Annotated in this window: 10 protein-coding genes; all 10 read right to left on the minus strand. The window is 33.8% G+C overall.

Annotated features, from left to right (window positions below):
* Positions 1 to 2 precede the first annotated feature (2 nt).
* Positions 3 to 1886, minus strand: a complete 1884-nt coding sequence (locus ACTTAQ_RS01840) for a thiamine pyrophosphate-dependent enzyme (protein WP_440695056.1) — start codon at positions 1884 to 1886, stop codon at positions 3 to 5.
* The gene (locus ACTTAQ_RS01845; protein WP_440695058.1) at positions 1883 to 3409 is read right to left on the minus strand and encodes a tripartite tricarboxylate transporter permease; all 1527 of its coding nucleotides are present in this window, start codon (positions 3407 to 3409) and stop codon (positions 1883 to 1885) included. Before ACTTAQ_RS01845 ends, ACTTAQ_RS01840 begins: the two co-directional genes overlap by 4 nt.
* A complete protein-coding gene (locus tag ACTTAQ_RS01850) occupies positions 3409 to 3876 on the minus strand; it encodes a tripartite tricarboxylate transporter TctB family protein (RefSeq protein ID WP_440695060.1) in 468 nt (155 codons plus the stop codon). The genes ACTTAQ_RS01845 and ACTTAQ_RS01850 overlap by 1 nt, the downstream gene beginning before the upstream one ends.
* An 8-nt stretch (positions 3877 to 3884) precedes the next feature.
* On the minus strand, positions 3885 to 4862 hold the full coding sequence (locus ACTTAQ_RS01855) for a Bug family tripartite tricarboxylate transporter substrate binding protein (RefSeq protein WP_440695062.1): 978 nt from the start codon (positions 4860 to 4862) through the stop codon (positions 3885 to 3887).
* A 32-nt stretch (positions 4863 to 4894) separates the two neighbouring features.
* Positions 4895 to 5911 (minus strand): xanthine dehydrogenase family protein molybdopterin-binding subunit, encoded by a 1017-nt coding sequence (locus ACTTAQ_RS01860; RefSeq protein ID WP_440695064.1) that lies wholly within the window; start codon positions 5909 to 5911, stop codon positions 4895 to 4897.
* On the minus strand, positions 5908 to 7776 hold the full coding sequence (locus ACTTAQ_RS01865; protein WP_440695066.1) for a molybdopterin-dependent oxidoreductase: 1869 nt from the start codon (positions 7774 to 7776) through the stop codon (positions 5908 to 5910). The genes ACTTAQ_RS01860 and ACTTAQ_RS01865 overlap by 4 nt, the downstream gene beginning before the upstream one ends.
* Position 7777: 1 nt before the next feature.
* Positions 7778 to 8707 (minus strand): FAD binding domain-containing protein, encoded by a 930-nt coding sequence (locus ACTTAQ_RS01870; RefSeq protein WP_440695068.1) that lies wholly within the window; start codon positions 8705 to 8707, stop codon positions 7778 to 7780.
* Positions 8708 to 8713: 6 nt separating this feature from the next.
* Positions 8714 to 9847, minus strand: a complete 1134-nt coding sequence (locus ACTTAQ_RS01875) for a zinc-dependent alcohol dehydrogenase (protein WP_440695070.1) — start codon at positions 9845 to 9847, stop codon at positions 8714 to 8716.
* Positions 9837 to 10631 carry an IclR family transcriptional regulator gene (locus tag ACTTAQ_RS01880; RefSeq protein ID WP_440695072.1) on the minus strand — a complete coding sequence of 265 codons (795 nt, stop codon included), beginning with the start codon at positions 10629 to 10631 and terminating at the stop codon, positions 9837 to 9839. Before ACTTAQ_RS01880 ends, ACTTAQ_RS01875 begins: the two co-directional genes overlap by 11 nt.
* Positions 10632 to 10765: 134 nt before the next feature.
* The gene (locus tag ACTTAQ_RS01885) at positions 10766 to 11599 is read right to left on the minus strand and encodes a sulfite exporter TauE/SafE family protein (RefSeq protein ID WP_440695074.1); all 834 of its coding nucleotides are present in this window, start codon (positions 11597 to 11599) and stop codon (positions 10766 to 10768) included.

Genomic DNA, 11599 nt, shown 5'->3' on the forward strand with positions numbered 1-11599 from the left:
ATTTAAATTTTTTGTTTTGCATATTCAGCTTGAACATTTTCACACCAATTTCCAACATTCCAAGATCCGTATGCCCCCATACCACCTAACTCATCTGTACCGCTATAAACAGGAACATGAACTACAGATAGTCCATCAAATTTATATGCTTCTTCTAATGCTGCATTAAACTCTTTGGAATTATAACCACCAAAAAATCCTTTCACACCTTTTACTGAATTTGCCATTTGAACATAGTCAACTTCAACCCCGTCATTAGTTTTGAATTCTTTTTCATATTGAGCATATTGAAGACCAGTAATTGCAGCCATTCTTCTATTGTCAAAAATAACAACCATCCCTTTTAATCCTAAATAAACTGCATCAATTAAGACCTGAGGATTCATCATAAAAGATCCATCTCCTGTAAAACTAATTGGGTACTTTGGTTTATCTGCAATCGCTGATGCTAATATGGCACTCGCTGAAAATCCCATGTAAGATGCGCCTGTTTCAGTGTATGTATCAGAGGGCTCGTTATCTTCAGCAATTTGAAAACCATTTGCTTGTACATCACCAGCATCAAAAAATTTTACGCACTTATTTTTATTAGAAAAATTAACTGCAGTCTTTATTGCAGCAGGCTGAGTGAGCAAATCTCTGCCAAAGGCATCGTCTTTTAAAACTTCATTTTGATAAATTCTATTTTTGAAATCATTCCACTCTTTTTTCTTTTTTCTACAATCTTCAATCCAATTTTTTTTGGTATTCGATCTATTAATTTTTTTTGATTGTAATGCGGAATTAAGCTGTTTTAAAATAACACCAATATCGCCATTTAATCCTAACGTATTGTTATAATGCATCATGTCAGATAGATCTGCGTTAATATTAATTACGGTCTCAGCATTAGGGTAACCAATTCCTGAACAATCTGATTGGCATACGGATCTAGAGCCAATTGAAACTAATAATTTTGCATTCTGCATTGCATAATTTCCAGAAATTGATCCTTTGCTGCCTCCAACATGCATATTGTTTTCATGAGCATCTGGTAAAACACCTAAACTTCCTGGCGCTAAAACTACAGGAGCGTTAAGATGTTCTGAAAATTCTGTAAGTTCTTTTGAAAACTTTACAGATCCACCACCAGCTTTGATAACAATGTTTTCATACTTATTTATAATTTTTTCAAATGCTTCTACTTGATCATCATTTAAATTGTTTTTTAATTCTAAACTGTCTCTTCCTGGTAAAGTTATTAAATTCAATCCTTTAATAACTTTTGGTTGAGTATTAATAGGTAACATAAAATAAAACGGTCCAGCTTTATAAGGATGTTTTGTTTTTAAATATCCTTTTCTCATCGCATCTCTTATAGACTCTGGAGTATGAAAAACATGCGACTCTGACATGAGAGCGGTTATTTTGCCATAGATATCCTGTTCTCTTTTAGGAACTTGTTGCATGTTATAACCTTCTCCATAAGTCGTTTCATCACCATAGATATGATACAAACCAACCCCATTTGAAGAAGCGGCAAGTGATCCAGCCATGGCTTGTAAAGCGCCAGGTCCTATTGATGTCACAACTGCTGGGACTTCATTATATTGCCAACGTAAAGCTGTAGCTGCATGCGCCATTTCAACTTCATTTCTAAAATTATATGTTTTGGTAACACCTTGCTCTTCATAAATTCTCAAAATCTCTGCAAAGTCAGTTGAACCATGACCAAAGATAGCAAAATATTTTCTAACATTTTGTTTTAATAAACCTAAAATTATTCCCTCTGATAATGAAACATCAATATTTTTAGGCAAAGCATTTTTATCAATACATTGATTTAAATCATTATTGTTTTTCGCAATTATTTTAGCTCTTTGCTCAACTGCTTTTAATGAAGTCATATTTGCACTTGCTCCTTAAGTTGTTTTTGTTTTTTTACATCTTGCATTCTTTTTTTAATTTGAAGCGCTATAGTTAGAATAATTAATGCAAAAAATAACAAACTAACAACAGAGCTAAAAAATATTGTGGGATCGCCAGCTGAAAGAGACATTGCCGTACGATATTCGCTTTCAATAGTTTTTCCCAAAACCATTCCAAGAACAATGGGTGTTACAGGTAATTGAATACGATTAAAAAAATAACCAATTAAACCCATCAAAATCATGACGTTAACATCTAAAAAAGAGTTTCTAATTGCATAAGATCCAACGATCACCATTACCAAAATGCCTACTCCTAAATGATGGGGTTTGACTTTTAAGATTTTTACAATGTGTTTAATAAAATTAACCTGGAAAATAAAAACAACGATATATGCAATTAATATTGCTAGATAGATGGAATAAACCTGGGGGGCATTTTCAATAAACAACATTGGCCCAGGTGATAGACCGTGAATTAACAAACCTCCTAAAATAATAGCTGTTGCTGGATCTCCCGGAATCCCAAGTGATAACAATGGAACCATAGCTCCCCCAGTAACTGCATTGTTTGCCGTCTCTGGAGCCACAACTCCACCAATATGACCTTTGCCGTACTTTTCTTTTTCTTCAGGATTTTTTTCTGAATTTTTCGCGTGAGAATAAGCTAAAAACGCTGCAATAGGTCCTCCTGATCCTGGTATTGCGCCTATTGATGTACCAAGACCAACACACCTTAACATTAAATTAAAATATTTTTTTAATAATGCAAAACTTGGTAATTTTGTTTTAACAACGTCAACGTTATAATTAGTTTTGTCTTCTCTGTTTAATCTTAAATGAAAAACTTCCAAAATATGCGGAACAGCAAATAAACCGATCATCGCAACCAATAAATTCACTCCTTGTAACATCTGTGTACTACCAAATGTGAATCTTGATATTCCTTCGATCTCATCAGTACCTATTGTCATAAGCATTAAACCTAGAACACCAGCAACTAGACCTCTAAATAATGATCTTTCGGAGAGACCACATATCGTAGAAAAACCAAACAATACCAACATAAAAATTTCAGCGGGACCAAATTTAATTGCAAACTGTGAAATAAAATCAACAAGCACAATCATAATAACAAGACTTATAAAACCGCCAATAGTTGAAACTATAACTGCTGTTCCTAATGCAATACTTGCATCACCTTTTTTAGTAAGTGAATAACCATCAGAAACAGTTGCGGCTGCAGATGGAGTTCCTGGAATACCAATTAAAATTGCAGAGATTGATCCACCTGTCATCCCTCCGATATAAGTTGCAAGTAATAATGATATTCCTGTAACAGGCTCCATTGTAAATGTAAAAGGAAGCATTAGCGCAAGTGCCATTGAATATGTTAGCCCTGGTATTGCTCCAAATATAATTCCAGCGAATGCACCAATTGAAATTGCAATCATCACCTCAAAAGTTCCAATTAAACCTAGTGCTGCAGTTAAATTTTCCATTAAAAAATTTCACCTCTTGGTAATGAAGATTTTAATAAAACTATGAAAATAAAATAAATTAATCCAGTGATTGTTACTGGAAACAGGTAATTAAGTTTCCAATTTTTTTCACCAAGCAAAAATCTTGTAATAAAAAAAACAATAATTGGAGTTGAAATTAAAAAACCAAAATACTTTAATAAATATGAATACGAGACAAATAAAATCAAACAAAAAATGATGTTTCTAATTTCATTTTTTTGTAAAGGGTTTGCTTTATTTTTTGGAACATAACCAACTTTATATTGATACAAAAATACTAATCCTAAAATAGACATACATATTCCTAGGAAAAATGGGATGGTTCTAGGTGTATTGGCATAGCCACCCAAATCACCTTCGATTTGAAAAAAAACTAATGTTATCCAAATGATTGAGAAAGCAAGAACACCCAATCCTAAGAATAGATAGAACTTGCTTTCTCTCATTTGAAAATTTATTTAGCTTTTTTTGCTAAACCAAGATCTTTCATAAGTTTCTTGATTTTTTTATCGTCTTTAGCAATTTGCTTACCAAACTGTTTTGAGTTTAAGTAATTAATTGTAAATCCGATTTTTTTAGACGCAGCTTTAAATTCTGCGCTATTAGCGTAAGCTTCAGCAGCTTTTTCTAAAGCTTTAATTTGAGCTTTAGGAGTTCCTTTTTTAGCTGCTAATCCTCTCCACATAGTTACATCAACTTTTTTGTAACCAAGTTCCTTCATAGTAGGAATACTAGAGTCAGATGCAATTCTTTCCTGACTAGTAACAGCTAACATTTTTAACTGACCAGCTTTATGGAAAGATCTAAATTGACCAGGCCATTGAACAGCCGCATCAATTCTTCCAGCTAAAAGCTCTGCAGGCGCTTTACCTTTTCCATAAGGAATATAAGTAACCTTTGCACCTAAAGCATCAAAGATAATTGCAGAGGTTAAATGCGTAAATGCACCTTTACCACTGATACCAACTTTTAATTTCCCAGGATTCTTTTTTGCATAATCAGCTAATTCTTTAACTGAATTAAATGTACCTGATTTTACAGCAAGAACAGGAACTTCAATTGACATTGCTGCAATTGGAGTAAATGCTTTATAATTAAATGAAGTTCTACCCCTGTGGTGAGATGTACTCACAGAGTTTGAATTCCATACAATATCATAACCTGATGCTGGTCTTGATTGAATGTATTTATATCCAACAGCTCCACCACCACCTGGTCTAGATACTGGAACAACTGTTCCACCAAGATTTTTTTCAAGACCTTTAGCAACTAGTTGTCCAACACTTTTTGCAGTACCACCAAATAAAACTGTCATTTCAATAGTTTTACTTGGGAATTTTGAATGACTTCCTGCAAAAGAGTTTGTAGATGCTCCAGCAAACAATAAAGTAATTGCAGCTAAAGCTCCTACGATTTTTTTGGTTAGTTTCATTTTTCCCCCTTGTGTTTAGTGTAAATTTAAACCTAATTAAATTTACGACTTCCGTTTTGCTTCTTCTCTTTAAGAGCATTTAAGATTTTTTCAGGTGTCGCTGGTAATGATTTAATTCTAACTCCTATAGCATCATAAATCGCATTCATGATTGCTGGAGAAGTTGGAACCATTGCAGGTTCACCAATTCCTTTAGCTCCTAAAGGACTGAGAGGATCTGGATCCTCAACAATTTTTGATGTAACTTTTGGAACATCTAATGAAGTTGGCAAAATATATTTTGCAAAACTTCCAGATTTAGTTCTTCCATTTTCTAACTCATAATTTTCCATTAAAGCTTGACCGACAGCTTGAACAACGCCACCTTCGATTTGGCCCTCTACTCCTTTTGGGTTAATTGCTTTTCCAACATCGTGGCACGCCCAAATTCCAAGTAACTGTACTTCACCCGTAGCAGTATCAACTTCAACTTCAGCAACTTGGCCGCCAAAAACATATGCTTGCCATGGACGACCTGAGCCGTCGACTGGATCTAAACCTGTATGATGAGATGTATAATTCTCTCCGGCAACAGGGATCACACCATATTTTTTTTTGCAAATATGAATAGCTTCACTCATTTCCATTTTGTAATTCGTTCCCTCGCTCCAAATTTCACCATTATGCGCTTTGATTGTATTAGCATCCACTTTCCATTCTTTTGCCATAACATCGAATAATTTTTGCCTTGCACCTCTGCAAGCTAAAGCAACTGCATTTCCAATCATGTAAGTTTGTCTGGTAGCTCCAGCGTGTGCAGCCTCTGGACTTCTTGAAGTATCATTTTCACCAATCATTACGTTTTCAGGCTTAACTCCTAATTCATCTGCAGCTACCTGTGCTAGTACAGTTAAAATACCCTCTCCAATTTCTGTAACACCAGTTGATATTTTTGCTGATCCACCATCGTCAATTTCTGCCCATGCACCAGCTTGATCCATTGCTGCAGTTCTTGCTATTCCATACCAGGACGCAGCTACTCCTCTTCCTCTTTTTTTTGTTAAACTCATCTTGCAGCCCTCTTGCCATTTCCGTTTGTTTTTAATCTAGCTCCAAGTTCACATGCATCTCGGTTATCTTTACCGAACATATCTTTTCTTGAATTACCTCTTGATTGAGGAGAGCCTTTTTCCCAACTAGCTAATTTTTCCAACTCATTTAGAACAGTATTAATGCTAGCTGAATTTAATTCTTGTTTTGTGTGAGTTATATTTCCTTTTACAAAAGCATTAATTCTTCTAATTTCAAAAGGATCCATATTTAACTTTTCTGCTGCAATATCTAACATCGACTCTGTAGCAAACTCTGTTTGCAAAGCTCCGAAGCTTCTAAATGCACCACTTGGAGTATTATTGGTATAAACTCCACGCGTATCCATTTTTAAATTCTCGATATTATAAGGACCAGCTCCTAATATAGCAGCTTTTCTCATCACACCTTCTGTTGAACAACCATAAGCACCTCCATCAGCTAACATGCTAATTTCTGCTGCAAGAATTCTACCTTCTTTTGTAAGACCCATTTTGTATTTTGTTCGACTCGGGTGTCTTTTAGCCGTAGAAACAATATCTTCTTCTCTTGTCATTACATATTTAATTGGCTGTCTAGTTTTTGTTGCCAATAAAGCTAACATTCCTTGGTAAATCATATCTTCTTTGCCGCCAAAACCACCACCAACAGGTGACATGATGAATCTAACTTTGTGGATTGGAAGATTCATAATTTTTGCCATCATATGTCGGTGATGAGTAATATTTTGGCTTGGAGAAACAATTGTTAAAACACCATCTTGATCAATGTAAGATACTCCAGCCATTGGTTCCAAATACGCGTGCTCGACAGGCTGAGTTGCAAATTCATCTTCAATAATTACATCGGCTTTTTTAAAAGCTTCTTCAGTATTACCTTTTCTAATTGGAATGTGTTTTACTAAATTGGTTTTGTAATGCTCATGAATTAAAATCTTTTCTTTCAACGCCTCTTCAGGATCATATAACGCTGGAAGATCTTTATATTTGATTTTAATTGCATTTACCGCATCTTTTGCCTGCTCAAGTGTGTCCGCAGCTACAGCAACAATAGCTTCACCAACGTATCTTACTTTATCCTTTGCTAAAACAGGTTGATCTTCAATAAAAACTCCAAAGTTATCTACCCCTGGAACATCATCGCATGTTACAATTCCTCTTACTCCTTCAATTTTTTTTGCTTTTGATAAATCGATATTTAAAATTTTTGCATGAGGTCTATCACTTCTTAAAACCTGCATATGAAGCATGTTTGGCATCTTCATATCTGCTGCATATTTTAATCTTCCAGTAACTTTACTTGGAGCATCAATTCTTTTTACATTTGCGCCAATAAAAGAGTTTGCTGGCTTCTCATACTCATCGAATACTTTCTCTGATTTTTCTTTATTAATAACGTCCCTTGCCATCTCAACTGCATCAAAGATTTTTTGATAGCCAGTGCATCTACAAATATTGCCGCCCATTTCTTCTTTAATTTGTTCTAAGTTAGCTTTTGGATTGTTTCTCAATGTAGACGTTGCTGCCATGACCATGCCTGGTATACAAAATCCACATTGGCTAGCACCCGTTGCGCAAAAAGCTTTTTGAATTTCTGACATTTTCTCAGGATTACCAATACCTTCAACTGTCTCAATTTTTGCACCCTCAGCCTTTGCAGCAGGTACAAGACAACTTTTAACTAATTTACCATTGATAAAAACTGAACACGTTCCACACTCACCAGCTCCACATCCTTCTTTGGTTCCAGTTAAATCCAAATCTTCTCTTAAAAAATCTAATAATCGGTAATGAGATTGAGTTGTTTTTTTAATTTTTTGTCCATTAACTGTTAGCTTTAACTCCATACTAGACATGAGCACCCTCCATTTTTAATTCTATTTTGTTGTCGAATTTCTGTATTGTTTCATCGATGTTGGTTTTTCCTAAAGACTTTAAAATTGATCTAATGATAAAATTTTGCAAAACTTCTTTTCTATATTCTCTTCTTGATCTTGATTGAATAACATCTAGATCTAATTTTGAAGCTGCATAAATATTATTTTCATCTATGGATTTTCCTTTTAAAAAATTTTCTGTCTTAGTTAATCGAGTTGGAACTTCACAAACACCGCCAACAGCAACTCTGACATCTTGAAACTTACTTTTATTTAATTTTACAAGTGAAGATACGCACACAGTTGAAATTACCAAAGATCTTCTATGTCCAACTTTTTCAAAGCATGCTCCATAACCATCTGTATTTTCTACTTCAAAATCAACCAAAAGGTCATTTTTGTTTAGTGCAACTTTATTTCTACCTTTAACAAATTTTTGTAAAGGCATTTTTGCTTTAATAATTTTTTTATTTTTAAAAGAAGCAACTGTGACTTTGGTATTTAAAGTTAGAAATGCTGGCATGCCATCTCCTGCGGGAGAAGCGTTAACAATATTACCACCAATGGTAGCAAGTTCTCTAATTTGATCATCTGCAAACCAGACTGATACTTGGGGTAATACTTTTAAACTTTTTCTAATTTTTTTATCAAGAAAAAGTTTTTGGTAATTAGTTGCAGCCCCTAATAAAATCTTTTTTGATCCGAATTTAAATACGTTTAACTCTTTAATTCTACTGACATCGACAACATTTTTAAAAAAAACATCGCCTCCTCGACCTTCTCTAGCCCAAGGTAACATATCAGTACATCCTGCTACGATACGACAATCTTTAACCTTTGATGTTAATTCAAAGTATTCTTTGAGAGTCTTTGGAATAAAGTAATTGTCGTATCTAAGCATAAATTATTAAGCTAATTTTTGATCATTTCTAACAACAACCTTGATAGCGTCCTCGATCCTTTCTTTTGTGTATTTCAAACCTGTTTCCAAATCTTTCATTGGAAATGTATGAGTATGAATTAGTTTTGCATCAAAACGCTTTTGAGCCATTAAAGCCATTGCTCTGTGACAAGCAGATTTACCTTCTCCTCTTGTTGCGAAAATATAAGCGTTATTTCTAACTAAATTTGCAATATCAACAGTTACAGGTTTTGAAGGGAAAGCTGCAAGACCAATTTTTCCACCTCTCCTAATCATTGATGAAGCATCATTAATTGCATTTTCTGCACCAGAACACTCAAGTACATAATGTGCACCAATCCCACCGGTTAGTTCTTTAACTTTTTTAACCGCATCCTCTTTTTTAACGTTTATCACATGAGCTGCTCCAAGTTTTTTACCAATCTCAAGTCTATTATCTCTTGTACCTGTTAAAATAACCTCAGCACCTAATGCACTTGCAACACCAACTGCACATAATCCAATTGGACCAGGTCCAGTAATCACTATGGTTTGACCAGCATACAAACCACCCATAACATCAAGCGTATACATACTAGTTCCAGCAGTTACACAAAGGGTAGCTTCTTCATCTGACATGCCATCTGGGACTTTAACTAATGTTTGAGTCCTATTTGTCATATATTCAGCAAATGCTCCGTCGGTGGTGAAACCATTTGCTTTATGTCCTCTGTCAGTAAAACTGTAATTTAAACAAGAAGTGTACCATCCTTTTCTACACATTTCACATCTGCTGCATCCAGCATGAATTTCCACACATACTCTGTCACCAGGTTTAAATTCATGGACACCTTCACCTAACTTTACAACTGTACCCATCGCTTCATGACCAAAGGTAAAATTTTTATTAAATGGTAGTTCGCCATTAATCATAGCTGGCAAACCATGAGACATAATTTCTAAATCGGTTGCACAAATAGCAACTGCATCAATTTTTAAAAGTACCTCTCCTTCTTTTGGTTCCGGAACAGGTTTCTTTTTTATCGTAATATTGTTTGGATCATTAAGAACCCATGCTCCCATCTCTTTTGGGATTTCAAATTTTTGATTATGTCCCATCATACTGTTATCACGCGGCATGTTTATCTCCTTTTTTTCTAGTTTTTTTAAAGTATTTTCCAATTTCAAGGGCAGAAAATTTCACAGAATTTTTTATTTTATCTAAGTATTTTTTATCTGATGTGATTTTAAATTTTGGTGAAGAACAACTAATCGAAGCAAAAGGTTTATTTTCATTATCAAATATTGGATAACCAACACAAAATACACCAGGTTGAAATTCTTCATCATCAGTTGAAAAACCATTTTTTTTAATTTTTTTAAGTTCTTCGCTCAATTGTTTTGCATTTGTTATTGTATAACTCGTAAATTTTTCTAACTTGTTTTTTAAAATCTTTTTTTGACTTGCATCTGACATGTAAGCTAACATCGCTTTACCTGATGCTGTCGCATGAAACGCATTATCTTTATTTAAAAAACCATGGTCGACCCTGACAGGATGTGTTGATTCCAGCATACTTAAGGTGATTAATTTTGTGCCTTCAAAAGATGCTAAATGAACAGCTTCTCCGGTAGCATCATTAATTTTTTTTAAAAATGGATCTGCAAAATTAATAAAAGAGTTTGCATTTAGATCTATAACTTCACCAAATTTTTTTAATTTAGATCCTAGAAAATATTTTTTACTTTTTAAATCTTGGTACAAATAACCTTTATCACAAATTGTAGCCAACATGTGGTGTGCAGCTGATTTTTTAAATCCTAAATGATCACAAATTTCTTTTAAGCTAATTCCCTTAGATGAATCCGATTCTAAGAAATAATCTAAAGTATCCATTGTCTTAGATATAGATTTAACTGACATGATTAAAATCTAATGAGACCGGTGTAGTTTGTCAATAATAAATAATAGTTTAATATTATTAAACTTATAAGTTTGTTAATAAAAAACCTATTTTTACAAATAATAAATACTTTAATTTAAACTTAAAGTTGTAATTAAAAGTTTAAAAACTCAATAAAAGCTCGTATTGAAATAATAATAAGAAATGCTCCAAATATTTTACTCAAGAGATTTTTATCTATTGAATGAACTAATCTTGCTCCAATAGGAGCCATTGTCATTGTAACAGGTACAAATACTAAAAAACCAGGAATATTTACATAACCAACTGATAATGGTGCAGCAAAGTCAGAAAACATCAAACCACTAAGAGCCATGGATGATGCGCCAAACAATGAAATAATAAAACCTATAGCTGCTGAGGTTCCTATTGCTTCCCTTATTGGGTGACCAAATAATCTCATAAATGGAACTCCCAATGAGCCACCTCCAATTCCAAGAGGAACAGACATAAAACCCATAAAAGCGCCTGTAATACTTTTGATAAAAGTTCCAACTGATTTTGGTTTTTCACCCATTTTTTCTCTAATAAAAATAAAAAATAAACCAACACAAAATGAAAATATTGAAAACATCAATAGAAGTTGCACAGTTCTTAAATTAGTAGCCATATAAGTTCCAATAAAAATTCCAATCACAACTGGTAAGCCAAATGATTTAACTAAATCGAAATTTACAGCTTTAAATTTATAATGAGTTTTGGCTGACATTATAGATGTTGGAATTATGATAGCTAGAGATGTTCCTAATGATAAATGCATAATAATATTTTCATCAAAATTTAAAGTTGAAAATGCATAATAAAGAGCTGGTACCATTAAAATTCCACCACCAACGCCAAGTAAGCCTGCGATAAATCCAGATGCAGCAGCAGCAATGGCCAATACCGTAATCAAAGTTATTAGTTGATTAATTTCTAAAGTGATCAA

It is taken from the genome of Candidatus Pelagibacter sp. HIMB109 (genome assembly GCF_052048155.1).
Lineage (GTDB): Bacteria > Pseudomonadota > Alphaproteobacteria > Pelagibacterales > Pelagibacteraceae > HIMB114.

Bases quoted from the DNA above. Each gene is read 5' to 3' on its own strand.
- ACTTAQ_RS01840 (WP_440695056.1), bottom strand. From the start codon at position 1,886: ATGACTTCATTAAAAGCAGTTGAGCAAAGAGCTAAAATAATTGCGAAA.
- ACTTAQ_RS01860 (WP_440695064.1), bottom strand. From the start codon at position 5,911: ATGAGTTTAACAAAAAAAAGAGGAAGAGGAGTAGCTGCGTCCTGGTAT.
- ACTTAQ_RS01845 (WP_440695058.1), bottom strand. From the start codon at position 3,409: ATGGAAAATTTAACTGCAGCACTAGGTTTAATTGGAACTTTTGAGGTG.
- ACTTAQ_RS01875 (WP_440695070.1), bottom strand. From the start codon at position 9,847: ATGCCGCGTGATAACAGTATGATGGGACATAATCAAAAATTTGAAATC.
- ACTTAQ_RS01855 (WP_440695062.1), bottom strand. From the start codon at position 4,862: ATGAAACTAACCAAAAAAATCGTAGGAGCTTTAGCTGCAATTACTTTA.
- ACTTAQ_RS01870 (WP_440695068.1), bottom strand. From the start codon at position 8,707: ATGCTTAGATACGACAATTACTTTATTCCAAAGACTCTCAAAGAATAC.
- ACTTAQ_RS01865 (WP_440695066.1), bottom strand. From the start codon at position 7,776: ATGGAGTTAAAGCTAACAGTTAATGGACAAAAAATTAAAAAAACAACT.
- ACTTAQ_RS01880 (WP_440695072.1), bottom strand. From the start codon at position 10,631: ATGTCAGTTAAATCTATATCTAAGACAATGGATACTTTAGATTATTTC.
- ACTTAQ_RS01850 (WP_440695060.1), bottom strand. From the start codon at position 3,876: ATGAGAGAAAGCAAGTTCTATCTATTCTTAGGATTGGGTGTTCTTGCT.